Source organism: Pseudomonas sp. 31 R 17, from assembly GCF_900004915.1.
Classification (GTDB): Bacteria; Pseudomonadota; Gammaproteobacteria; order Pseudomonadales; family Pseudomonadaceae; genus Aquipseudomonas; species Aquipseudomonas orientalis_A.
The window spans coordinates 86,683-111,149 of record NZ_CVTN01000056.1 but is presented as its reverse complement, the minus strand read 5'-3'; the positions used below and the strand labels follow the sequence as shown (position 1 = coordinate 111,149).

At 63.1% G+C, this 24,467-nt stretch carries 23 protein-coding genes; 12 read left to right on the top strand and 11 right to left on the bottom strand.

Features of this window, described 5'->3' with window-relative positions:
• Positions 1-153 precede the first annotated feature (153 nt).
• Together BFP89_RS07550 and BFP89_RS07545 are read left to right on the top strand one after the other, a co-directional pair.
• On the top strand, positions 154-546 hold the full coding sequence (locus BFP89_RS07550) for a MerR family transcriptional regulator (protein ID WP_057721728.1): 393 nt from the start codon (positions 154-156) through the stop codon (positions 544-546).
• A gap of 16 nt (positions 547-562) precedes the next feature.
• A complete protein-coding gene (locus BFP89_RS07545; RefSeq protein ID WP_065884893.1) occupies positions 563-1,462 on the top strand; it encodes a hydroxymethylglutaryl-CoA lyase in 900 nt (299 codons plus the stop codon).
• Between the two features lie 540 nt (positions 1,463-2,002).
• Here BFP89_RS07545 and BFP89_RS07540 read toward each other — a convergent pair.
• Positions 2,003-3,640: an AMP-binding protein gene (locus tag BFP89_RS07540; RefSeq protein WP_065884892.1), complete on the bottom strand. Its 1,638-nt coding sequence runs from the start codon at positions 3,638-3,640 to the stop codon at positions 2,003-2,005.
• 150 nt (positions 3,641-3,790) lie between these two features.
• Between BFP89_RS07540 and BFP89_RS07535 the strand changes: the two genes are divergently transcribed.
• From BFP89_RS07535 to BFP89_RS07520, 4 genes are all read left to right on the top strand, one after another.
• Positions 3,791-4,954 carry an isovaleryl-CoA dehydrogenase gene (locus tag BFP89_RS07535; protein ID WP_065884891.1) on the top strand — a complete coding sequence of 388 codons (1,164 nt, stop codon included), beginning with the start codon at positions 3,791-3,793 and terminating at the stop codon, positions 4,952-4,954.
• 12 nt (positions 4,955-4,966) lie between these two features.
• Positions 4,967-6,574 carry a carboxyl transferase domain-containing protein gene (locus tag BFP89_RS07530; RefSeq protein ID WP_065884890.1) on the top strand — a complete coding sequence of 536 codons (1,608 nt, stop codon included), beginning with the start codon at positions 4,967-4,969 and terminating at the stop codon, positions 6,572-6,574.
• A 133-nt stretch (positions 6,575-6,707) separates the two neighbouring features.
• On the top strand, positions 6,708-7,514 hold the full coding sequence (locus tag BFP89_RS07525) for a gamma-carboxygeranoyl-CoA hydratase (protein ID WP_065884889.1): 807 nt from the start codon (positions 6,708-6,710) through the stop codon (positions 7,512-7,514).
• The gene (locus BFP89_RS07520; protein ID WP_065884888.1) at positions 7,511-9,436 is read left to right on the top strand and encodes an acetyl/propionyl/methylcrotonyl-CoA carboxylase subunit alpha; all 1,926 of its coding nucleotides are present in this window, start codon (positions 7,511-7,513) and stop codon (positions 9,434-9,436) included. The genes BFP89_RS07525 and BFP89_RS07520 overlap by 4 nt, the downstream gene beginning before the upstream one ends.
• On the opposite strand, the gene BFP89_RS07515 is transcribed toward BFP89_RS07520, so the two are convergent.
• Entirely contained in the window at positions 9,433-10,068 is a 636-nt protein-coding gene (locus tag BFP89_RS07515; protein ID WP_065885045.1) for a LexA family protein, read from the bottom strand. The two genes, BFP89_RS07520 and BFP89_RS07515, sit on opposite strands and share 4 nt — an antisense overlap.
• 129 nt (positions 10,069-10,197) lie before the next feature.
• On the opposite strand from BFP89_RS07515, the gene BFP89_RS07510 reads away from it, so the two are divergent.
• Positions 10,198-10,548, top strand: a complete 351-nt coding sequence (locus BFP89_RS07510; RefSeq protein WP_065884887.1) for a DUF6124 family protein — start codon at positions 10,198-10,200, stop codon at positions 10,546-10,548.
• A 463-nt stretch (positions 10,549-11,011) separates the two neighbouring features.
• Positions 11,012-12,163, top strand: a complete 1,152-nt coding sequence (locus BFP89_RS07505) for a M14 family metallopeptidase (RefSeq protein ID WP_065884886.1) — start codon at positions 11,012-11,014, stop codon at positions 12,161-12,163.
• 17 nt (positions 12,164-12,180) lie between these two features.
• Here the strand turns inward: BFP89_RS07505 and BFP89_RS07500 are convergent, their stop codons facing one another.
• Both BFP89_RS07500 and BFP89_RS07495 read right to left on the bottom strand, forming a co-directional pair.
• A complete protein-coding gene (locus BFP89_RS07500; RefSeq protein ID WP_065884885.1) occupies positions 12,181-12,720 on the bottom strand; it encodes a cytochrome b in 540 nt (179 codons plus the stop codon).
• A complete protein-coding gene (locus tag BFP89_RS07495; protein WP_065884884.1) occupies positions 12,717-13,799 on the bottom strand; it encodes a catalase family peroxidase in 1,083 nt (360 codons plus the stop codon). Before BFP89_RS07495 ends, BFP89_RS07500 begins: the two co-directional genes overlap by 4 nt.
• Positions 13,800-13,970: 171 nt before the next feature.
• Between BFP89_RS07495 and BFP89_RS07490 the strand changes: the two genes are divergently transcribed.
• Both BFP89_RS07490 and BFP89_RS07485 read left to right on the top strand, forming a co-directional pair.
• Positions 13,971-14,477, top strand: coding sequence for an RNA polymerase sigma factor (locus tag BFP89_RS07490; protein WP_065884883.1), 507 nt, complete (start codon positions 13,971-13,973; stop codon positions 14,475-14,477).
• On the top strand, positions 14,474-15,211 hold the full coding sequence (locus tag BFP89_RS07485) for an anti-sigma factor family protein (protein WP_065884882.1): 738 nt from the start codon (positions 14,474-14,476) through the stop codon (positions 15,209-15,211). The genes BFP89_RS07490 and BFP89_RS07485 overlap by 4 nt, the downstream gene beginning before the upstream one ends.
• Here BFP89_RS07485 and BFP89_RS07480 read toward each other — a convergent pair.
• From BFP89_RS07480 to BFP89_RS07450, 7 genes are all read right to left on the bottom strand, one after another.
• Positions 15,208-16,197, bottom strand: coding sequence for a Csu type fimbrial protein (locus BFP89_RS07480; RefSeq protein ID WP_065884881.1), 990 nt, complete (start codon positions 16,195-16,197; stop codon positions 15,208-15,210). The genes BFP89_RS07485 and BFP89_RS07480 overlap by 4 nt on opposite strands.
• A 23-nt stretch (positions 16,198-16,220) precedes the next feature.
• Positions 16,221-18,569, bottom strand: a complete 2,349-nt coding sequence (locus BFP89_RS07475; protein ID WP_141689062.1) for a fimbria/pilus outer membrane usher protein — start codon at positions 18,567-18,569, stop codon at positions 16,221-16,223.
• A gap of 72 nt (positions 18,570-18,641) precedes the next feature.
• Entirely contained in the window at positions 18,642-19,430 is a 789-nt protein-coding gene (locus BFP89_RS07470) for a fimbrial biogenesis chaperone (RefSeq protein WP_065884879.1), read from the bottom strand.
• Positions 19,431-19,455: 25 nt separating this feature from the next.
• A complete protein-coding gene (locus BFP89_RS07465) occupies positions 19,456-19,944 on the bottom strand; it encodes a Csu type fimbrial protein (RefSeq protein WP_065884878.1) in 489 nt (162 codons plus the stop codon).
• 2 nt (positions 19,945-19,946) lie between these two features.
• Entirely contained in the window at positions 19,947-20,489 is a 543-nt protein-coding gene (locus tag BFP89_RS07460; protein WP_065885044.1) for a Csu type fimbrial protein, read from the bottom strand.
• 18 nt (positions 20,490-20,507) lie between these two features.
• Positions 20,508-21,044, bottom strand: coding sequence for a spore coat protein U domain-containing protein (locus BFP89_RS07455; protein ID WP_065884877.1), 537 nt, complete (start codon positions 21,042-21,044; stop codon positions 20,508-20,510).
• A complete protein-coding gene (locus BFP89_RS07450; RefSeq protein ID WP_083208034.1) occupies positions 21,038-21,529 on the bottom strand; it encodes a Csu type fimbrial protein in 492 nt (163 codons plus the stop codon). Before BFP89_RS07450 ends, BFP89_RS07455 begins: the two co-directional genes overlap by 7 nt.
• Before the next feature lie 222 nt (positions 21,530-21,751).
• On the opposite strand from BFP89_RS07450, the gene zapE reads away from it, so the two are divergent.
• Together zapE and BFP89_RS07440 are read left to right on the top strand one after the other, a co-directional pair.
• On the top strand, positions 21,752-22,846 hold the full coding sequence (gene zapE / locus BFP89_RS07445; RefSeq protein WP_065884875.1) for a cell division protein ZapE: 1,095 nt from the start codon (positions 21,752-21,754) through the stop codon (positions 22,844-22,846).
• Between the two features lie 40 nt (positions 22,847-22,886).
• On the top strand, positions 22,887-24,176 hold the full coding sequence (locus BFP89_RS07440; RefSeq protein ID WP_065885043.1) for a protein kinase: 1,290 nt from the start codon (positions 22,887-22,889) through the stop codon (positions 24,174-24,176).
• The last annotated feature ends 291 nt before the right edge of the window (positions 24,177-24,467 follow it).

Here is a 24,467-nt window from a genome sequence, read left to right as displayed (position 1 = left end):
GGAACCCATAGCAGCCGTTACCGCAGAAACGGATATGTACTCGGTCCAATCCAACATCCTGGTCGGCTCTGAGGCCGCCATCGGGGGCAAGCCCCCTTGACGTTCACGTCAACCTGCCATTAGCTTAGCCCCAGGACTTTCTCGAGCACCCCCATGAGCACCACCTACAGCATCTCCGACCTCGCCCGCGAGCTCGACATCACCACCCGCGCCATTCGCTTCTACGAGGAACAAGGCCTGCTCGCCCCCGAACGCCGGGGCCAGGAGCGCATCTACTCGGCGCGGGACAAGGTCAGCCTCAAGCTGATCCTGCGCGGCAAGCGCATCGGCTTTTCCCTGGCCGAATGCCGCGAGTTGATCGAGCTCTACGACCCCACCAGCGGCAACCACATTCAACTCAACAGCATGCTGGCAAAGATCGCCGAGCGCCGTGAACAGCTTGAGCAACAGTTGCTGGATATCGAACAAATGAAGCTGGAACTGGACACCGCCGAAGAGCGTTGCACCCAGGCCCTGGCACACACCATGCGCCAGGCCGGCCATTAACCAGAAGGTAACCGCCATGACCCTCCCCTCACACGTACGCCTGGTGGAAGTCGGCCCGCGCGACGGTTTGCAGAACGAAGCCCAGCCGATCAGCGTCGCCGACAAGGTGCGGTTGGTGGACGCCTTGAGCGCCGCCGGCCTGGGCTATATCGAGGTCGGCAGTTTCGTGTCGCCCAAATGGGTGCCGCAGATGGCCGGCTCCGCCGAGGTGTTCGCGCAGATCCAGCGCAAGCCAGGTGTGACCTATGGCGCGCTGGCGCCAAACCTGCGCGGTTTTGAAGATGCACTGGCGGCCGGGGTCAAGGAAGTCGCGGTATTTGCGGCGGCGTCCGAAGCGTTTTCCCAACGCAATATCAACTGCTCCATCAGCGAGAGCCTGGAGCGGTTTGCGCCGATCATGGCCGCGGCCCGGCAGCACGGCGTCAGCGTGCGCGGGTATGTGTCGTGTGTGCTGGGTTGCCCCTACGAAGGGGATATTGCTGCGGAACAGGTGGCGGCGGTCGCCCGCGAACTGTATGCGATGGGCTGCTATGAAGTGTCCCTGGGCGACACGATCGGCACCGGCACGGCGGGCGCGACACGGCGGCTGTTCGAGGTGGTCGGCGCACAGGTGCCGCGCGACAAGCTCGCCGGGCATTTCCACGACACCTACGGCCAGGCGATCGCCAACATCTACGCCAGCCTGCTGGAAGGCATCCAGGTGTTCGACAGCTCTATCGCGGGCCTCGGCGGCTGCCCTTATGCCAAGGGCGCGAGCGGTAACGTCGCCACCGAAGATGTGGTGTACCTGCTCAATGGACTGGGGATCGACACCGGCATCGACCTGGAGCGCCTGATTGGCGCGGGCCAGCAGATCAGTCAGGTGCTGGGACGGGCAAGCGGATCGCGGGTGGCGAAGGCGCGTAATCTCGGTTGAGTAGCACAGCTGTGACAATGTGTTACCGAAGCCCGGCATAACGGGTAACGCGGGAACATAATCCGCCGCCCATCCAGAAACATATGCCCTGACAAAAAATCAAATCGTTGATTTTAAAGGACTTTAAAAAGTTGGCACGGCTTCTGCTATCTCTATGGCATAACAAGAATAAAAAGCACCAAACCTAATAAAAATAAGACGTAACGACTCTGACATAACAAAAACAACACGGCAGAGACGCAGCTAACAGATTTTTTTGGAGAAGATGTGCTTTGCAGGGTACGGCGTGCCGAAACCCGCAACCGGTTAGAGAAAAATAAAACTACCTCAGGTAGCTACCCACTGGTTGGATCGTTTACGAAAAAGCAGATCAGCGCTCAAAAAAATACGTTTGCTCTTGACCCCGGATGGGGGTCGCCAAAACAGCGGTACGGGTCACGGCTACCAAAAACAACAACAGGCCGCCCCTCAATAATAAAAAAAGAGCACGCAACGACAAATTAAAGGGGACCTTCGGGTCCCCTTTGTGCTTTCTGTGTGTTATTGCGAGAGTGTTTGCAACTCTTCGATTGAGATCTCGCGCATGCGGAATTTCTGGATCTTGCCCGTCACCGTCATCGGAAACGCGTCCACGAACTTGAAATGCCTGGGCATCTTGAAGTGGGCGATGCGGCCCTTGCACCAGGTTTGCAGTTCCAGCTCGCTCGCCACCTGCCCCGGGTGGAACTTGATCCAGGCGACGATTTCCTCACCGTAGCGTTCATCGGGGATACCGATGATCTGCACATCGGCCACGGCCGGATGGGTGAAGAAAAACTCCTCAAGCTCCCGTGGATATACGTTCTCGCCACCGCGAATGATCATGTCCTTGTTGCGCCCGACGATGCTCACATAACCGTGCTCGTCCATGGTCGCCAGGTCGCCGGTGTGCATCCATCCCTCCTCGTCGACGGCATCGCGGGTGCCTTCTGGGTTGTTCCAATAGCCGAGCATCACGCTGTAGCCGCGCGTGCATAGCTCGCCGATTTCACCGCGTGGCACGGTGTTGCCATCAGCGTCGATGATCCTGTTTTCCAGCTGCGGCTGGGTGCGACCTACGGTGGTCACGCGGCGCTCCAGATCGTCGTCGGCTCCGGTCTGCAACGACACCGGGCTGGTTTCGGTCATGCCATAGGCAATCTGCACTTCGCGCATGTGCAGCTCGCCAATGACCCGGCGCATCACCTCGATCGGGCAGGTTGAGCCGGCCATGATCCCGGTACGCAGGCTGGACAAGTCGAACTCGCCCAGGCGTGGGTGATCGAGCAGCGCGATAAACATGGTCGGTACGCCGTACAGGCCGGTGGCGCGCTCTTCGGCGACGGCGGTCAGCGTCAGCAGGGGGTCGAAGCCGTCGTTGGGATAGATCATGGTAGTGCCGTGGGTAATGCAACCGAGGTTACCCATCACCATGCCAAAACAGTGGTACAACGGCACGGGAATGACTAAACGGTCCTGCGCGGCAAGCCCGAGGCTTTCGCCGACCATGTAGCCGTTATTGAGGATATTGTGGTGACTGAGGGTAGCGCCCTTGGGGAAGCCGGTGGTGCCGGAGGTGTATTGGATGTTCACGGGTTGGTCGAAGTGCAGGCTGGCCTGGCGACTGTGCAATTGCCCGGTCGGGACATCGGCACCGAGCGCCGACAGTTGCGACCAGGGCATGAATGCGGGCGGCGGATTGGGGTCCAGGCTGATGAGGCCACGCAGGTCGGGCTTCAGCGCCTGGAGCATGGCGTGGTAATCGGAGGTCTTGAATGCACCGGCACATACCAGCCACTGGCAGCCGGATTGCTTGAGCACGTAGTCCAACTCACTACTGCGGTACGCCGGATTGATATTGACCAGGATCACCCCGAGTTTCGCGCTCGCCACCTGGCAGACCAGCCACTCGGCGCAATTGGGTGCCCAGATACCCAGGCGGTCGCCGGTTTGCATGCCCAGGGCGAGGAACGCCCGCGCATGCAGATCAACCGTCTCGGCCAGCTCTCGCCAGGTGTAGCGTCGCTGTTGGTGGCGGACCACCAAGGCTTCGCCATCAGGATACTGCGCAGCGGTAAGATCGAACGCCTCGCCAATGGTCATGGCCAGCAAGGCTTTGTCCTGGGAGCCACGGCTGTAGCTCGGATTCGGTTGATCCATAACGACCCCTGTTGTCTTTTTTGTAGGTTGACGTAAACGTAAACTACGATTGACAGCGCCGCAACGCAAGCTTACGTTAACGTAAAGGTCAGCGCCCTCCCCCGCGCGTTGCCTACACAACAACAAAAGCTCACATTAAGGTGCCTGTCCATGAGTTACCCGTCCCTGAACTTCGCCCTCGGCGAAACCATCGACATGCTGCGCGACCAGGTGCAGTCCTTCGTGGCCAAGGAAATCGCGCCCCGCGCAGCCCAGATCGATATCGACAACCTGTTTCCCGCCGACCTGTGGCGCAAGTTCGGCGACATGGGCCTGCTGGGCATCACCGTGCCCGAGGAATACGGCGGCGCGGGCCTGGGTTACCTGGCGCACGTGGTGAGCATGGAGGAAATCAGCCGCGGCTCGGCCTCGGTGGCGTTGTCCTACGGCGCCCACTCCAACCTGTGCGTCAACCAGATCAACCGCAATGGCACCCACGCCCAGAAACTCAAGTACCTGCCCAAGCTGATCAGCGGTGAGCATATCGGCGCCCTGGCCATGAGCGAGCCGAATGCCGGTTCCGACGTGGTGTCGATGAAACTGCGTGCCGACAAGCGCGGTGACGTCTACGTGCTCAACGGCAGCAAGACGTGGATCACCAACGGCCCCGACGCCCACACCTACGTGATCTACGCCAAGACCGACGTGGAAAAGGGCGCCCACGGCATCACCGCGTTCATCGTCGAGCGTGACTGGACAGGCTTCAGCCGCAGCACCAAGTTCGACAAGCTGGGCATGCGCGGCTCCAACACCTGCGAGCTGTTTTTCGATGACGTGCACGTCCCCGAGGAAAACATCCTCGGCGTGCTCAACGGCGGCGTCAAAGTGCTGATGAGCGGCCTCGATTACGAACGCGTAGTGCTCTCCGGCGGCCCCACCGGAATCATGCAGGCCTGCATGGACCTGATCGTGCCCTACATCCACGACCGCAAGCAGTTCGGCCAGAGCATCGGCGAGTTCCAGCTGATCCAGGGCAAGGTCGCCGATATGTACACCCAGCTCAATGCCAGCCGCGCCTATCTTTACGCGGTAGCCCAGGCCTGCGAGCGCGGCGAGACCACGCGCAAGGACGCCGCGGGCGTGATCCTGTACAGCGCCGAACGCGCCACGCAAATGGCCCTCGATGCGATCCAGATCCTGGGCGGCAACGGCTACATCAATGAATTCCCCGCCGGGCGCCTGCTGCGTGATGCCAAGCTGTACGAAATCGGCGCCGGCACCAGTGAGATTCGACGGATGTTGATCGGTCGCGAACTGTTCAACGAAACCCGCTGAAGGAGCGCCCCCATGGCTACCCTGCATACCCAGCTCAACCCGCGCTCGGCGGAATTCGTCGCCAACAGCGCGGCGATGCGCCGCCAGGTCGACGCGCTGCACACCCTCCTCGCCCAGGTACAACAGGGCGGCGGCGCCAAGGCCCAGGAACGGCATACCTCGCGCGGCAAACTGCTGCCGCGTGAGCGCATCAATCGTTTGCTCGACCCAGGCTCGCCGTTCCTCGAATTGAGCCAGTTGGCCGCCCATCAGGTGTACGGCGAAGACGTGCCGGCCGCCGGCGTGATTGCCGGCATCGGCCGTGTGGAAGGCGTCGAGTGCATGATCGTCGCCAACGATGCAACCGTGAAAGGCGGCTCGTACTACCCGTTGACGGTCAAGAAACACTTGCGCGCCCAGACCATCGCCGAGCAGAACCGCCTGCCGTGCATCTACCTGGTGGACTCCGGCGGTGCCAACCTGCCGCGCCAGGACGAAGTCTTCCCGGACCGCGAGCACTTCGGGCGGATCTTCTTCAACCAGGCGAATATGAGCGCTCAGGGCATCCCGCAGATCGCCGTGGTGATGGGCTCCTGCACCGCCGGTGGCGCCTATGTGCCGGCCATGGCCGACGAAGCGATCATGGTGCGCCAGCAGGCGACTATCTTCCTCGCCGGCCCGCCGCTGGTGAAGGCCGCCACCGGCGAAGTGGTGAGCGCCGAAGACCTCGGCGGCGCAGATGTGCACTGCCGGATTTCCGGCGTGGCCGACCACTACGCCGACAACGATGAACACGCCCTGGCCCTGGCCCGCCGCAGCGTGGCCAACCTCAATTGGCGCAAGCTGGGCGAGTTGCGCCAACGCACGCCCGTCGCGCCGTTGTACAGCGGCGAAGAGCTGTATGGCGTGATCCCGGCCGATGCCAAGCAGCCGTTCGACGTGCGCGAAGTGATCGCACGGCTGGTGGACGGTTCGGTGTTCGATGAGTTCAAGGCGCTGTTCGGCACCACCCTGGTGTGCGGCTTTGCGCACCTGCACGGTTACCCGGTGGCGATCCTGGCCAACAACGGAATCCTGTTTGCCGAAGCCGCGCAAAAAGGCGCGCACTTTATCGAACTGGCCTGCCAGCGCGGGATTCCGTTGCTGTTCCTGCAGAACATCACCGGTTTCATGGTCGGCCAGAAGTACGAAGCCGGCGGCATCGCCAAGCACGGCGCCAAGCTGGTGACAGCAGTGGCCTGCGCGAAAGTACCGAAGTTCACCGTGATCATCGGCGGCAGTTTCGGTGCCGGCAACTACGGCATGTGCGGTCGTGCCTATGACCCGCGCTTTTTGTGGATGTGGCCCAACGCACGCATCGGCGTGATGGGCGCCGAACAGGCGGCGGGCGTGCTGGTGCAGGTCAAGCGCGAGCAGGCCGAGCGCGCCGGCAATGCGTTCAGCGCCGAGGAAGAAGCCGCGATCAAGCAGCCGATCCTCGACCAATATGAAACCCAGGGCCACCCCTACTATTCCAGCGCACGCCTGTGGGATGACGGCGTCATCGACCCGTTGCAGACCCGCGACGTGCTGGCCCTGGCGTTGTCCGCCGCACTCAATGCGCCTATCGAGCCGAGCCGCTTCGGCGTATTCCGCATGTAACCTGTAGGAGCGAGCTCGCTCGCGAAAAACGTCCAGTCAATGCGTGCATCCTGGATACCCGCGTTATCGTTGACGACCTTCGCGAGCAAGCTTGCTCCTACAGGAGGCCTCTCATTTTCATGGAGCTTCTTGCATGAGCGATTTCAACACCCTCGAACTGATCACCGACAGCCGTGGCTTTGCCACGCTGTGGCTCAGTCGTGAAGCCAAGAACAACGCGTTCAACGCGCAGATGATCCGCGAACTGATCATCGCCCTCGACCACGTCCAGGGCGACCCGTCCCTGCGCTTTCTGGTGTTGCGCGGGCGCGGCAAGCACTTCAGCGCCGGCGCCGACCTGGCCTGGATGCAGCAGTCGGCCGAGCTGGATTACCACACCAACCTGGATGACGCCCGGGAACTGGCCGAGTTGATGTACAACCTGGCCAAGCTGAAAATCCCCACCCTGGCGGTGGTACAAGGCGCCGCTTACGGCGGCGCGCTGGGCTTGATAAGTTGCTGCGACATGGCGATTGGCGCCGATGACGCGCAGTTCTGTCTGTCGGAAGTGCGTATCGGCCTGGCACCGGCGGTGATCAGCCCATTCGTGGTGCAGGCCATCGGTGAACGCGCAGCCCGTCGCTATGCGTTGACGGCCGAGCGGTTCGACGGCCAGCGTGCGCGAGAGATCGGCCTGTTGGCGGAAAGCTACCCGCTCGATACGTTGGAGCAACGGGTGGATGAGTGGATCGCCAACCTGCTGCACAACAGCCCGGCGGCGATGCGTTCGTGCAAAGACTTATTGCGTGAGGTGGGCAGCGGTGCCCTTACCCCGGCGCTGCGGCGTTACTGTGAAAACGCCATCGCGCGAATTCGGGTCAGTGCCGAGGGCCAGGAAGGCTTGCGCGCCTTTCTGCAAAAACGCGCACCCAGCTGGCAATCCAAGGAGCCGCACCCATGAGCCCACTGACAAGCGTGCTGGTGGCCAACCGTGGCGAAATCGCCTGCCGAATCATGCGCACCGCCAAGGCGATGGGACTGACCACCGTGGCCGTGCACAGTGCAATCGACCGTGATGCGCGGCACAGCCGCGAAGCCGATATTCGTGTCGACCTGGGCGGCAGCAAGGCCACCGACAGTTACCTGCAGATCGACAAACTGATCGCCGCCGCCCACGCCAGCGGCGCCCAGGCGATTCATCCGGGCTACGGGTTTCTGTCGGAAAACGCCGGGTTCGCTCGGGCCGTCGAGGCAGCGGGCTTGATCTTCCTCGGTCCGCCCGCCTCGGCCATTGACGCCATGGGCAGCAAGTCGGCGGCCAAGGCGCTGATGGAAACCGCCGGTGTGCCGCTGGTGCCGGGCTATCACGGCGAGGCCCAGGACCTGGAGACCTTCCGCGCGGCCTGCGCGCGTATCGGTTACCCGGTGCTGCTCAAGGCCACGGCCGGCGGCGGCGGCAAGGGCATGAAAGTGGTCGAGGACGTCAGCCAGCTGGCAGAAGCCCTGGCCTCCGCCCAGCGTGAGGCGCTGTCGTCATTTGGCAACGGGCAGATGCTGGTGGAGAAATACCTGCTCAAACCACGCCATGTGGAGATCCAGGTATTTGCCGATCAACACGGTAACTGCCTCTACCTCAATGAGCGCGATTGCTCGATCCAGCGCCGTCATCAAAAGGTCGTCGAAGAAGCCCCCGCGCCGGGACTCAGTGCCGAGCAACGCAAGGCCATGGGCGAAGCGGCGGTACGTGCGGCGCAGGCAATTGGTTACGTGGGCGCGGGGACCGTGGAGTTCCTGCTGGATGCGCGCGGCGAGTTTTTCTTCATGGAGATGAATACCCGCCTGCAAGTCGAGCATCCGGTCACCGAGGCGATTACCGGCCTCGACCTGGTGGCCTGGCAGATCCGCGTGGCCCAGGGCGAGGTGCTGCCGATCAGCCAGGCAGAGGTACCGCTGAAGGGGCATGCCATTGAGGTCAGGCTGTATGCCGAGGACCCGGCCACTGATTTCCTGCCCGCCACCGGACGGCTGGCCCTGTACCGCGAGTCCAGGCCAGGCCCGGGGCGGCGCGTGGACAGCGGCGTCGAGCAAGGGGACAGTGTTTCGCCGTTCTACGACCCGATGCTCGGCAAGTTGATTGCCTGGGGCGAGGACCGTGAACAGGCGCGGCTGCGGTTGCTGAGTATGCTCGACGAATTTGCGGTGGGCGGGCTCAAGACCAACCTGGGCTTCCTGCGGCGCATCATTGGCCATCCGGCCTTTGCCGCCGCCGAGCTGGATACCGGGTTTATTCCACGCTATCAGGCTGAGCTGCTGCCGGTGGCCGGGGCGTTGAGCGATGAGTTCTGGCAGGCGGCAGGTTCGGCCTTTATGCAAACCTTGCCGGCCGGTGACGGGCCGTGGGCCGCGACCCACGGCTTTCGCGCGGGGCTGCCGGCGCAGGTTTCACTGCATTTGAGCTGTAATGGCCAGGATCGGCTGGTCACGCTGGCCGGGCCATCGTCGCCACTCATGGACGAGCAACTGGTCATCGAACACCAGGGTATCCGTCGCGCCCATCTGGCCGTGCGCAATGAAGGCACGGTGTACCTGCGCTGGGATGGCGAGATGCAGGCGGTCAGCCTGTTCGACCCGATTGCGGCGGCCGAGGCCGGTCACACCGCTCAAGGTGGACTTAGCGCCCCCATGAACGGCAGCATCGTGCGCGTGCTGGTGGACATCGGCCAACGCGTCGAAGCCGGTGCGCAACTGGTGGTTCTTGAAGCGATGAAGATGGAACACAGCATCCGCGCGCCCGAGGCGGGCGTGGTCAAGGCCTTGTTTTGCCAGGAGGGCGAGATGGTCGCCGAAGGCAGTGCGCTGGTGGAACTGGAGCCGGCGCATTAGAACTTCGCCATGGCTTGCACGACCACGCCCAGGATGCGGCAATCGTCGGTGAACAGCAGCTTGGGGTAAGTGGGATTGAGCGGCACCAGGTAGAGCTGGCCGCTGTCCGCCTGCAACCGGCGAAAGGTCGCCTGGGGGTTGTCCAGCCATTGCGCAACCACCAGTTTGCCGGGCTGCGCCTCGATGGCCGGATCGACCAGGATCAGCATGCCTGCGCTGATGCTCAGGCCGGTGGGCGCAGTCATGGCGTCGCCGATCACCGGCAGCCAGAAGGCGTCGCCGTGGGCATGGTAATCGGTCAATTCAAAGCGTTCCGGCCCATAGCTTGCGCGTGCTTCGCGCAGTTCGCACACACCGCCCCAGTCGTTGACCGGGTAGCGAAAATACGGGTTGTAGTGGTGCTCCAGGGCCACCTGTGTATCTGCCCGCTCACGAATCTCCAGCGCCACCTCAAGGTAGCCCAGCCCCAACTCCGCCAGCACCCGGTTCATGTCCGCCAGGCTCGGCACGCGGCGCTTGTTGAGCCAATGACCCACGCCGCCCTGGGACATGCCCAGGCGCTCCGCCAGTTCATCCTGCGTGACCTTGCGGTCTTTCATGTTGGCTCGCACCAACGCTATCCAGTTATCCATGGCGCTGACAATACGTTGCGTATTTGCCAGGGCAATAAACAGTTTGTAGTAATCCATGAAACGACATAAATACGATACGTACTATCATCGGTACAAGGTTTTCGACACCCACCCAGAGTACCTCCCCTCATGACGACGAGCCCGTATCACCTGCCTGAAACACCTGAAAACACCGAGCTGCACGACATGCGCTGCAGCGGTGCCGCACAGCGCGCGCTGGACTACTATTTGAAAGAAGAGATGTCTGCGCCGGACTCGGATCCGAGCTTTTTCACCCTCAAGCCGGGCATCAGCCAGGAGGAAGCGCTGGTGCACGCCTCCGACCTGCTGCGCAGCGCGGCGGCAACCGCCTACGAGTCGGCGAGCAGCCATCAGGGCAATCAGCGTGACCTGGCATTTTCGGTGGTGTATTTGATTGATATGGCGAAGGCGATGGTGGAGCGGTCGTTGCGAGCGCCGAACGCTCAGGCAAACGGATGACGGGCGCAGGCGAAAAATATTTCTATCGAACGGATAAAAACATTTGACTTGCAAATGATAATGATTATTATTGGACCCAGCTGATCGCGAGATCAGTCGATAGACCAAGAGCCCTTAGGTCGGACTCCTGGAATATCTCCTCATCAGGCTAATCACGGTTTTTGACCCGGCTCTTTGGCCGGGTCTTTTTTTGCCAGTTGTTCTGGCATGGCTTCAGGCTAATGAAGACTGTGTGTTGCTTGATGGCGCGGATGGTAGCAAAAGACCACTGCGTAAAGAAAGCCGCAGCCAGGCTTCAGCCCATTTCTTCACGATTTAGCGCTTGAGAATCAATCTCATAGACCCTAAGCTGCCGCAGCGTCACGGATGACGCCCCCTCCCCCGTGCAACAATTTTGCTTCCAGACATTGCCTGCCGCCTGTGTAAGATAGCCGCCACAACCTCATATTCAGGCAACCAGACTATGACCGTGGCCTTGACGTCCATCAAAATCAGCACCGACTTCGACAGCGGCAATATCCAGGTCCTGGATGCCAGCGATGCCTACCAGTTGCTGCTGGCGATCAAACCCGACACCCGTAGCCAACACTACCAATGGTTCCACTTCAAGGCCGAAGGCATGCATGTGGGGCACACCCACACGTTTCGCCTGAGCAACGCGGGCCGGTCATCCTACAAGCATGCATGGACCGGCTATAACGCCGTGGCGTCCTACGACCACGTCAATTGGTTCCGCGTGCCATCGCGCTTTGATGGCGAAATCCTGCATATCAGCCTCCAGACCCGGGAAAAACACGCGTGGTTCGCCTACTTCGAACCCTACAGCCGTGAACGCCACGACTGGTTGATCGAACAGGCGCTGAAGTACGCCGGCGTCAAGCTGCTGGCCACCGGTAAAAGTGTCGAGGGCCGTGATATCCAACTGCTGCGCCGTGGCAAAGGCGGCGAAGGCCGCCGCAAGGTCTGGATCATCGCCCAGCAGCACCCCGGCGAACACATGGCCGAATGGTTTATGGAGGGCGTGCTCGAACGCCTGCAACAGAGCGGTGACACCGAGTTGAAAAAGCTCCTGGCCGTCGCCGACCTGTACCTGGTGCCCAACATGAACCCCGACGGTGCATTTCATGGCCACCTGCGTACCAACGCCATGGGCCAGGACCTCAACCGCGCCTGGCAGAGCGCCAGCCAGGAACTCAGCCCGGAAGTCCTGTTCGTGCAAGAGCAGATGGAAAAATATGGCGTCGACCTCTTCCTCGATATCCACGGCGACGAAGAAATCCCCTACGTGTTCACTGCCGGCTGCGAAGGCAACCCCGGCTACAGCCCGCGTATCGAAGCCCTGGAAAAACACTTCCGCAGTCACCTGAGCCAACTGACCCGTGACTTTCAGACCACCTACGGCTACACCCGCGATCTGCCGGGCGAAGCCAATATGACCCTGGCGTGCAATGCGGTCGGTGAGAAGTACGACTGCCTGTCACTGACCCTGGAGATGCCCTTCAAGGACAACGACGACGCGCCCAACGCGAAAACCGGTTGGTCCGGTGATCGCTCCAGGCAACTGGGCAAGGATGTCCTGAGCAGCGTGGCCGATATCATCGGCCACGTGCGTTGACTGTCAGCCAAAGCTGATCAGTGGCGGGTGCCGGTCATGCTTTGCAGCACGCCGTCGCGGCGAATCAACCCGTGGAACAGCGCGGCCGCCAGATGCACCAGCACCGTCAGGAACAGCAGGTAGGCAAGATAACCATGGGCCTTGCGCAACAGCGCAAACAACGGTGCATTCGCCGAGACCAATGCCGGCAGTTGCACGGAGCTGCTGAGCATCACCGGGTCACCGGCGGCCGAAATCATTGCCCAGCCCAACAACGGCAACACCAGCATCAAGCCATACAACACCCAGTGAGACGCTTTGGCCGCGAGCACTTGCCAGCGCGGCAAGTCAGCCGGCAGCGGCGGTTGGCGCGTGGAAAAACGCACCACCAGGCGCACGATGACCAGCGCCAGAATGGCGATGCCCAACGGCTTGTGCAGGTGAATCAGCCACTCGTGGCGCTCGGACACCGACGCCGCCAGGCCCGCGCCGATAAACAGCATGGCGATGACCATCAACGCCATCAGCCAGTGCAGCAAACGCGCCAGCGGGGCGAAAAAGCGTGGTTGAATCTTCATGGCTTCGACTCCTGGGAGGCACTGTGCAACGGGCTGACTTCACCGGCGCGGCGCAGGTAGGAACTGGCATAGGCCGCCGAGCGGGCCGCCAGCAGCGGGTCATTGGACGCCTCGATACCACTGGGCAGAATCAGCGGGTCGAAGTTGATATCGCGGCAATCGCCGTCGGCTTGTGGCTGGCTGCTCTGCAGCACCAGGGTGCCGGCGTTGACTACCTTGTGCGCGCCGGTCCAGGTCTTGCTGGCGTCATCGAGCGGGTCGCCGGGATTGGCCAGCGTCATGTTCAACTGCCAATGCAGCGGCCCCGCAGCCAGGCGCTGCACCAGGTCTTTTTCCAGGAAGTCGCCACCCTCAGGCGCGGTATCGCCCGCGGCATCCTGGCTCTGTGGCACCACGGACCAGCGCACGGCCTGGCGTTTGCCGTCGGCGCTCACCAGGTAAAACGCGTTGATGCCGTTATAGGTTTCGGTCGCGTAACTGGCCGATGGCCTGGCGGTTTTGACCCAGGCCAGAAACGGCGCTGTCTCCGGGTGGGCGGCAAAAAACGCCGGCATGCTCGCCGGGTTCGGCTTGCCGGTGGCCGGGTCCGGCGCGCCGGCCTTGAGCAATTGGTAGAACGCCTCGGGCGTGCCCACCGGGAACACCGGCATGCTGTTCATCCCGGTGCGCCACTGCTGGCCGTTGGCCTGGCTGAACTGCACGGCAAAACTGCGGATCGGCACACTGCTGTCCGGCGCATAAGGGTTGCCGCTGGGCAAGGCGAAACGCCCGATCACCGGGGTTTTCGCCTCGTTGAACACCTGGGCGCTGGAGTAGGCACGCACTTCGGGACTGCTCTCGAAGTACCCGGCCACGCACACGCCCTTGGCATGGTTACGCCGAAACCCCGGGTGCACACCGTTATTGGTTTCCAGGGCATTGACCAGGGTTTTTGGCCGCAGGCGCTGTGGGTCGAGGGTGCCGTTGACGTAGGCAAATGCCCCGGCAACAACGGCAACCACGGCACCGATACCGGCGAGTCGCGCGATCAGGCTCGCAGTGCTTAACGGAGGACGGGGCGGTGGTGAGTGATCTACCATGAATGAACTCCAGGCCCTGAGGCCTTAGGGGGTAAAACATAAGGTCGGAGCATTGAGACGCACGCCGATACACTCTATTCCCTGGCCGCGTTTTATTTTTCGGCCCATGGAATAACCTTCAGCGCCGCACGTCTCTCCAGTCACAGCAGCGTAGTAGCCAACCAGACACCCATGCACGAACTCGACGAACAGTTACGCGAACTCATCCCCAGGCTGCGGCGCTTTGCCGTGTCCCTGACCCGTAACGCCAGCAGCGCCGACGACCTGGTGCAGTCCACCCTGGAACGGGCCATCACCGTCTGGGCCGACAAGCGCATCGAAGGCGACCTGCGCGCGTGGCTGTTTTCGATCCTGTACCGACAATTCCTCGACGCCCATCGGCGCAACCGACGCTACGCGCGCATGCTCGAATTCTTCACCGGCCGCGACGATGCGCAGCCCTCGGTAGAGCGTACGGTGATGGCCCAATCCACCCTGCAAGCCTTCGACCAACTCACTGCCGAGCAGCGCGCCCTGCTGCTGTGGGTGTCGGTCGAAGGCTTGAGCTACAAGGAAGTCGCCGAAATACTCGACGTGCCCATCGGTACGGTGATGTCGCGTCTCTCACGCGCCCGCCAAGCCTTGCGTCAACTCAGCGATGGCGAAATTGCCAGCCCTTCCCTGCGGATACTCAAATGATCAGCCTGCCTCCCAGCGAACGTGACTTACACGCCTACGTCGATCACCAGTTGCCGGACAGTGATCGCCGTGTCCTTGAAACCTGGCTGGCGAGCCACCCCGACGTGGCCGCCCAGGTGCATGCCTGGCAACAGGATGCGCAGTTGCTGCGCGCATCCTTGAGCGGTGCCCTGCAACAACCGGGCAACCCGGCATTGGACCCGGCGCTGATTCGCCAGCGCGTCAAGCATCGGTCCCGCCGCCATCTCGCCACTGCGGCGCTGCTGCTGATCGCCGTCAGCCTCGGCGGACTGGGCGGCTGGCACGCCCGCGAGGCCACCCAGCCAGGTCTGTTGCCGATGGCCGATGCGATGCAGGCATACCGCCTGTTTGCCCAGGACGGCATCATGCCCGCCGACTACAACGCTCAGGACCGCAGCACCATGCAGGCCTGGCTCGATCGTTACTTCAACCAGGCCCATCGCTTGCCCGACTTGAGCCAGGTGGGGTTCAAGCCGGTCAGCGGGCGACTGCTCACCACCGACCAAGGCGCAGCGGCCATGGTGCTGTACGAAGACCCGCAGGGCCGGCGCATCAGTTTCTATATCCGCCCACCGGGCCCGAACAACGGCTTCCTGCCGCGCGGCAGCCGCAGCGCCGACGGCTTGCAGGCCGACTATTGGTCGGGCGGCGGGTACAACTACGCGATGGTCAGTCCCGTGGATCAGGCCAGCCCCGGGCAAATGAAGTTCTAGAAGCCCACGTCCAGCACCACGTTGTCCACATAGATACCGGCCGGTGGCGTGGGCTGGTCGGTGTAGATCCTGGCGTTGTAGTTGTACACCTGGCTGCCCGTGCCCAAGCCATTGCCGGGGTTGACCTCGGCCGTGGAGCTGGCCCGCCGCGCCGCGCCAACACTGCCCCAACGCGTGGTGCCGGCACTTTTGAAAAGGTCGTAGGCCAGGTAGTTGCCGCCGGAAACCATGCGCCGCCGGCCACCGACGCTGACCGCGTTCTGGCCATCGCTCAAGCCCACGGTGTAGGCGCTGCCCTTGGTGCAGGCAATGTTGATGGTCTGCCCGGTCACGGCGGCGAACCCGCTGACCACCGGCGCGCTGCCGAAGCTGACATTGGGCGCGGTGATCTGGCAGTCATTGGTCACGTTCATGCTGACGGTCAGCGCCGCCGTGCCGCTGCCGATGTCACGCCCCAGGCAGATGCCGCCAAGGCCGACTCCGGAGCAGTAGTTCCAGTTCCAGGCGATGTTCAGCGTCTCGGTATACACGCCGGCGGCGACATTGCTGCCGGTGATGCTGCCCAGGTACAGCGGTACGGTTTTCGCACCCGGGCCTGCGAGCAGGCCGATGATCTGGGCGATACCGCCGGCGCCGCCAAAATCGAACTGCGCCCCACGGGTGATCGGATAACTGGTGCTGTTGGTGCCATAAATCGTGTAGCCGATCACATCCCCGGTCGGCCCGCGCATGCCGCCCTGAGTCGACGTGATCGTGGCGTAGAAATGGTCGGTCGACACCAGCAGCGAGATCAGCGCCGAGGTGCAGCTCAGCCCGGCATTGGTGGTGGAGCTGGTTTGCGCAGCGGTGCGTACGGTCATCGAACTGATCGAGCCGAAACTGGCCGGTACCGTGGACGCCACCGAACACACGGCCAATGCCTTGCCCGAACACAACAGCCCCAAGCCAAACAGCCCTACCCCACACAACCATCCCTTGCCCTTCACCTGGACACTCCCTGTTCAATCCTTCATTGGCAGACCAACGGCCCGACCAGCGGCACGTCCTGTTGCTGCTCATCGATATCGAAGCTCGCCTGGCAGCTGCGACCTTCTGCGAGGGTGACGTGCAGCGTGTTGTGAGCGCTGAGGTTTTCCAGATACACCAGCCCGTCCCAGCCCACGACTGCCTGGGTGTTGCTCTGCTCATGCACCACCAGGCTGCCCAGCGGCAACTCCTGGTGCTGGCTGTCGACCAGGGTGATGCTCGCGGCGAGCACCCGGCGCAACGGAAATTCCAGCAGGTAGCCGCTGCCACGGCGCACCGACACACGCTGCTCGACATTCGGGCTCTGCACGTTCGGTGGCAGGTTCAGCGGGTCGATTTCATATTTGGCGCGGTAATACGCACTGCTCCAGGGCACCAGCAAGTGGCCCTTGCTGTCGGTCTCGCCCACTAACTGGTTTTCATAGCGCACCGGAATGCCGGCGAACCCTTGGGTGCTTACCACCACAAAGGCGTCGTTGATCCGGTTGGCGGCGAAGGTGTTACCGCCCATCCACACCAGCGAGCCGCTGGCATCCGCCCAGCGTGTCTGGGCATCGCTGCTGCCGTACACACCGGCCTGCAACTGCACCGATTGCAGGCGCCAGGTCAGGTCGGCCTGGCGATAAGTCGGGGCATCGCCCTGGGCGTAGCCGAGGTTGTAGCCCACCCCGCCTTCGCTGGGCACCGCACGGCTGTAGTTGATGCGTTGGCGGCTGGCGCCGTCCTTGCCGCGCTCGGTGCTCAAGGCCAGGCTGCCGTTGAGGTCGAACGGAATCACCAGTTGCGCCTGCATCGCCCAGTTGCTGTCACCGATTTCGCGGTTGGCCGACAGGTACACGCTGGAGTTGCGCCACAGCGGTTTGCTCCAGCTCAGGTTGAGCAGGCGCGTGCGCGAGTCGTCCGCCGCCTGCACGTCGAAATAGCCCAGGCCGAGGCTGCCGAACCGCTCGAGGTTGAGGCTCAGGGTGACTTGCTCGCTGCGCTTGCTGAGGCGGGCGTAGGGCGTGTCGACCAGGGTCAGGTCGGCATACGCGTCGCGCCGTTCGACGCGTTGATACATCAGGCTGTAGCGCGCGCTGTTGTACTGATAGCCGAGGCTCAGTTGCCGGCCGCTGCGGCTGTCGAACCGGCTTTGGCTAACGGCGGTATTGAGCACGCCGAAATTGCCCAGGCGCAGGTTGCCGCCGAGCCCGCCGAGGGCCAGGTCGCTGGAGGCTTCGGCGTGGCTTTCCAGGGTGAGGTTGTCGGAATAGCCGTAGCGGAACGTACCGCTGGCCACGCCCGGCCCGTAGCCGAAATCGCGCAGGGTGTAATCGCGACGCAAGGTCCCGGCGGCCACGGAAAAATCCGTCAAGCCGTGTTGCAGCAAGGTGCTGGTGACATAGAAGGGAACGGTGGTCGACACCTGGCGACCGAGGGCGTCGGTGGTGACCACCACGGCCTCACCGGCACCATTGATGAACGGGATGTTGGTCAGGGTGTACGGCCCGGGTTGCAGCTGGGCGCTTTCGGTCTTGTAGCCGTTGATGAACAGGTCGACCGACGAGGGCACCGCCGCCTCGCCGGCAAATTGCGGCAAGGGGTACGTCACCAGGTCCGGACGCACGGCAAAGTCCCGCGACAGTTGCACCCCGCCCAGGCGCACCGAGCTGCTCCAGGGCAACGCAGCGCTGATCACGTCGCCGGCCTCGTAGGTGAGCAGCCGCTCATCATCGGAGAAGCGCCAGGTGGTGTCGTAGCGCCGATAACCATTGTTGAGCGTGCTGTTGCTGATGCCACTGGACAGGGTCTGGCGCAGTTGCCCGGTGTTGGACAAGCTGCCCCAGTTATCGAACAGGCGCACTTCGTTCCAGGCCGCCAGGTAGCTGCCGCCTTCGTCGGTGTCGTTGAAATACACGTCGTAGTTGAGCAAGGCGCCGAAGCTGCTCATGGCCTGGGTGCGCGGGTAGGTGTTGCGGTTGCCGATGAACTGCTCCTGCAACCAGGACGGTGGCACATCCAGCAGCAGGCGCTGGCCATTGCTGTCGTAATCACTGTGCAGGCCAGGCACGCTGTCCAGGGCCACGCTGCCGTCGGGGTCACCCGGCAGTTTCATGCCCACGTCCCGCAAGGCGCTGGCGGGCACGAAGAGTTGCCCGGCGCGTTGCTCGACCGCGATGACCCGGCCGGTGTCCATCTGGTTGACCACCAATTGCAGAAACAGCTGTGCATCGGCGACCGCCTCCATGCTGCTCGGCGGCGGCGGCAGATCGCCCGCTACCGCAGCGCCCCACAACCCGCCTACCACTGCCATCGATGGCCATATACCACGAGCCCAACCACGACTCACCATGGCGTTGCGTCCTTCAATGGACATCTCCATCCTGTTAAAACCCGGGCTCGCACCCGTCCCGCGACACACCGTTTATCGTGTCGGCGCGAGGCTCTCCACTTGCGTCGCGCAGTTGATCCTGACCTGCAGCGGCTGGTCGCCCGGCACATCGCCCGGCATCGGCCAGCGCATGGTCGCTCCCGGCAATACGTAGCCGAGCAGCCCTTCCACCAGCGGCCGGGTCTGGCCGCCCTGTTTGAACGAGGCATCGGTCAACCGCGCATGCACCGCGCCCTGGTTACGCACCTCGATATAACTGCGCCCCGCCACACTGACCTTCTTCCAGCTCAATTGCGGCTGCCCGGCGCCCTTGGGGTCGCGCTGGCGGGTGGCGTCGTCCTTGCTCCACAGGCCGGCACCGTAGGCAAACAAGGGCACCGAATAGCGCATCTGGAAACGAATCGCCGCCGCCGTATTCTTGCCCTCCGGTGGCGCGGGCACCTGCAGCGCCGAGGGAATTTCATCGATGATGATGCGATAGGCCAACTCCCGGCCTGGCGGCACTTCACGGGTGCGGGTCAGGCGCACCAGTTGCTTCTGCCCGGGTTCGATCCTGGCCACCGGCGGGCTGCCGACCACATCGCGCTGGTTCTGGTACTGCTCGTCGAAGCCGTTCTGGCTCCAGGCAAACACGCGCACCTGCAGGTTGGCCGTCTCGCTGCCACGGTTCTCCAGCCACAGCGCACTGGCCTGTTGGTCGGCCTCCAGCACCGGGTCGATGGGCCAGATCAGCACCGAGCTGGCCGCCTGCACAAGCCCGCTCGTGCACAGGGCACCCAGGACAACACCCGCGGCCCACAGCCGCCGGGAAGGTGAACGCATAAAACCACTCCTTATTTCCATAGCCCTACCACGACAGCTGCACCTGCAACGTGTCGCTGTACGTCCCCCCAGGCTGATTGCCCGGCAGTACCACCCGCCCGTAGATCGGCAGGCTGATGGTGTTTGCATCGCTGTAGCTCACGCTGACGCTCTGGCCGATCCCCAGGCTCTGGCTGAACGCCGCATCGCGAAACAGTTGGTAAGCCACCCGCGCGCTGCCGCTGTTGTGCAGCAAATTGCGCCCGGTGCCGCTGTGCAACCCGCCGTCGACACTCAGGCTCAGCGCCACGCCCGGCGTACATTGCAGGGTCACGCCGCCGGTAAGGGCCGCCGTCACCGTGCTGGTGGCCAGGGCCGAATAGCTGCCATAGGTCAGCGTGCCGTAGTTGCTGGCGCTGCCCACGATCAGGCAACCCGGCGTGATGGTCGCGCTGACATGGAAGCTCTGGCTGGTCACCGCCGACAACGGCAGCGGCAACGCCAGCCCACAGGCCAACCACACCCTGAGCCACATCGTCAGAACGTCAGCTCCACGGCCACGGTGTCGGTGTAGACGCCTGCCGGCAGGCCCGGCTTGCCCACCGCACGCCCATACAGGCCCACGGTTTGCGCTACACCGGTACTGGCGGCGAGAGTAATCACGCCATCGACCGCCAACAGCGAAGAGAAACCGCTGTCGGTGTAAAAGTCATAGGGCACGAAATTGCCCGCGCCATCGGCCAGTGCGCGAGTACCACCCGGCGAGGCGCCGTCATGGGCACCGGCGCGCACTTTGACAGCGGGCGTGGTGCCGGCCGAACACAGGATCGACAGCGCGCCGCCGGTGCCGGTGCCGCCCAGCAACTGGGCATCGGCGTTGGTAAACAAGCTATTGGTCGTACCGAAGTTGAGGCTACCGAAGTTCAGCCCGGTCGCGGCACCGGAGCCGTTGACCTGGCAGCTGGCAATCAAGGTCAGGCTGGAGCTGATCTGCCCGGTCACGGTGGTCGCCGCATTGAGGCTGGAGGCCATCGCCAGGCCCAGGGCGCAAACGCCCAATCGAGATACGAGTACATGCATGATATCCATCCTCATGGTTTACCAATCCAGAGTCACCGTCAGGGTGTCTGTATAGATGCCGGCCGGTAAGGCCCTGGTATTCGCCACCACGGAGCCGAATACCGGGATCGGTATCTGGGTGTCGTGGGTCATGGCGAAGTTTCGTTGCTCACCGATGCTGTAGGCGCTGCGACCCAGAGGGTCTGCCCACAGCTGATAGGGAATGGACTGGCGACCGTTGCTCAGGCGCCGCGTGATGCCGTCGCCGTTGGTGCCACCGTCGATGGTCACCGTGAAACTGTTGGCCACCGAGGGGCTGCAGGACACCGACAAGGGGGTTTTGTCGCCCGCGGAAACGGCCGCGCCCAGGGTGTCGTTCCAGGTCGGTCCCTGGCTGCCGAAATCCAGCATCGCGGTACCGCCTTCGGGCGTCACGGGCGCCGTTTCGACGCTCTTGTTGACCTCGCAGCTGGCGGTGATCACCAGTTGCGCCTGAATCTGCCCGCCGGCGGCAGCCGCTTGCGCGTCTTCGGCCAGCAACAGCAGAGCCGTTACGGCCAGGTAGCGGATTACCATGTGACCGTAACCTTGAGCAGGTCGGAATAACGGCCGACGACGGGGATGTCCTTGAGCGGCTCGATACGGCCGAACAGCGGCAGGTCGACGGAGCCGCTGTCCGGCACGCGACCGCTGAACGGCACATCCACCGGCAACGGGATCAACCGTGCGGCGTCGGCATAAATGCGATAGGGGATGGGCTTGCTCGCCGGCGCGCCATTGGCCAGATAGCGCACTTCGCCAACGCCGCCATGCAGGCCGCCATCAACGCGCACTTGATAGGGTGTATCGGGATTGCATTCCAGGCGTGGCTGGCGCTGGCTGATCAGCGCCGCACTCAAGGGCCCGGCCGGGTCATCCAGACGCGGGCCGCTGCCGAAATCCAACACGCCAAGCTGCTCGATGCCCGCAGTGCGCGTGGTACCCACCAACTGGCAACCGCGCTGCACATCGATGCGCACCACCACTTGGACCTGCGCCGCGAACACCGTGTTGCAGAGCATCATGCCCATGACTGCCAATACTGTCCGTTCCTTCACTGCCCCAAATCCTTATACAGGGGTGGCTCCTGCGTATAAGGGTAGCCACTTGGGGAAAATCTGCCAGTCTGGTCAGAAATACCCAGGCGTTCGGCTGTTCCGGGAGGGCTGGCTGCCGCCTGGGTATTGGTCAAATCGTGGCGAGCGTCCTAAAGTGAGCGACCACCGAAACAAGAGTGACGCGCCTTGACCGTGCTTTCCCTGATCCGTCGCCTGCTGGGCACCACACCCCAACAGGCGGGGGCATCGCCCATCCGTGCATTTTTCCGGCACAAGGCTGAGCAGCAGGGCTATACCCTCAGCGCCGGACAGACCCGCGCCATTGCCGCGCTGGCCCGCGAAACCGAACACCTGCTCAGCGGCCGGCCCGCCCGCAGCCTGTACCTGCACGGCCCGGTTGGACGCGGCAAAAGCTGGCTGCTCGATGGTTTTTTCCAGGCGCTGCCGATTGCCGAGAAGCAGCGCGTGCACTTTCACGACTTTTTCGCCGACCTGCACCGGGGCATGTTCCAGCACCGCGCGCAGGACGACGCGCTGGCCGTGGCCCTGGACGAACGGCTGGCGGACTGTCGCGTCCTGTGTTTCGACGAATTCCATGTGCACGATATCGGCGATGCGATGCTCATCAGCCGTTTGTTCAAGGCCTTGTTCCAGCGCGGTGTGCTGGTGCTGGTGACGTCCAACTATGCGCCCGAGGGCCTGCTGCCCAACCCGTTGTATCACCAGCGCTTCAAGCCGGTGATCGACCTGATCGCCACGCGCATGGAGGTGCTGGAAGTCAGTGCCCCCGAGGACTTTCGCCGCCTGCCCCAGGCCCATGCCGAGCAGCGCTTCAGCACGGGCAGGTACCTCTGGCCAGGCAGCGTGGCGCAACGTGAGGCGCTCGGGCTGCCTGCCGCCGATTGCCCGGCGCTGCCCCTGACCGTTGGCAACCGGCAATTGCAGTGCCGCCGCCGTGAAGCACGCAGCATCGCCTTTACCTTCGGCGACCTGTGCGAACAGCTCACCGCCGTGATGGATTATCTGCTGCTGTGCCAGGACTTCGACCACTGGATCATCGACGGCCTGCCCCCCCTGGCCGACTGCCCGATTGCCGTGCAGCAACGGTTTATCAACCTGGTGGACGTGCTTTACGACCGCGACAAACAGCTGATCCTGATCGGCGCGCAGCCACTGGAGCAGGCCCTGGGCGGCAAGGCCATCGACCTTGCGCGTACCGCCAGCCGCCTGGGGCAATTACGCCAGTGCGGCATGCAAGTCGCGCGCGACCCGGTATCATGAGCGCCTTTTCACGCCCCCTTGTCGAGTGACCGCGCCGTTGATCAATACCCTCGCCCAACTCAAGGCCGGCCAATTGGCCGGCACTACCCGCCTGGACCTGGCCTGCGGTTTGACCGAATTCCCCCGGGAAATCTTCGATCTGGCCGACTCGCTGGAAATCCTCAACCTCACGGGCAACGCCTTGAGCAGCCTGCCGGACGACCTGCACCGCCTGCGGCACCTGCGCGTGCTGTTCTGCTCGGACAACGCCTTCACCGAACTGCCCGAATGCCTGGGCCGCTGCGCCCAGTTGAGCATGATCGGCTTCAAGGCCAACCGTATCGAGCAGGTGTCGGCAGCCGCTCTGCCGCCGCAATTGCGCTGGCTGATCCTCACCGACAACCGCATCAGCCAATTGCCCGACGACCTCGGCCAACGCCCGCTCCTGCAAAAGCTGATGCTGGCTGGCAACCAACTGACGCAACTGCCGCCCAGCCTGGCCCAGTGCGAAAACCTTGAATTGATCCGCATCGCGTCCAACCGCCTGACCCACCTGCCGCAGTGGCTGCTGACCCTGCCGAGCCTGACGTGGCTGGCGTACGCCGGCAATCCGGTGGAAATGGCCGTTGAGGTGACGGCCGACGGAACACCGGACATTCCCTGGACCGAACTGCAACTGGGCGAAGTGCTCGGCGAAGGCGCCTCGGGGATTATCCGCAAGGCGCTGTGGAAACCCCGGGCGTTGCCGGTCGCGGTCAAACTGTACAAAGGCAGCATCACCAGCGACGGTTCACCGCTGCATGAAATGCAAGCCTGCATCGCCGCCGGGCTGCATCCCAACCTGATCAAGGTCGAAGGCCGCGTCAGCGATCACCCCGATCACCAGGCCGCATTGGTGATGGACCTGATCGAGCCGAGTTACCGCAACCTCGCGGCGTTGCCAAGCCTGGCGTCCTGCACGCGGGACATCTACGCACCCGACACCCGTTTCAGCCTGGACGTAGCACTGCGCCTGGCGCGCGGTATCGCCTCGGTCGCCGCGCACCTGCACCGGCACGGCATTACCCACGGCGACCTGTATGGCCACAATATTTTATGGAATGCGGCGGGTGATTGTTTGCTTGGGGACTTTGGCGCGGCGTCCTTCCATGCCACGGCGGACACCGCGGAAACCAAAGCGCTGCAGCGCATTGAAGTACGCGCGTTCGGCGTGCTGCTGGGGGAGTTGCTGGAGCGGGTCGAGGGGGCAGTCGCAGACGAGCTGGTCGAACTGCAAATCAGCTGCTGTCAGCCACAAGTGCTGGCGCGACCGAGCTTCGACGAGATCGAAGTCCTGCTGAGCGCGCTCTGACACCATGGCCTACCCTAATGCCGGTCAGTTCAAGGCTTTTTTGTAGGAGCGAGGGGGGCGCCTAGCTCTTGCTCGCGAAAAACCCACAGGCACCGCGTTCATTCAGGAAGCGCGCGTTATCGTTGACGTTTTTCGCGAGCAAGCTCGCTCCTACACAAAGCAGCCGCGCCCACCCGTAACCACGATGCGCAGCGAGCCGCTCTTGATCTTGATCTCAGGCGCCCCGTTAAACCACGCTGGCCGAACGCAGGCTTGAATCCGTGGGCAACCCGGCAGGACGCCGGGTTAGCC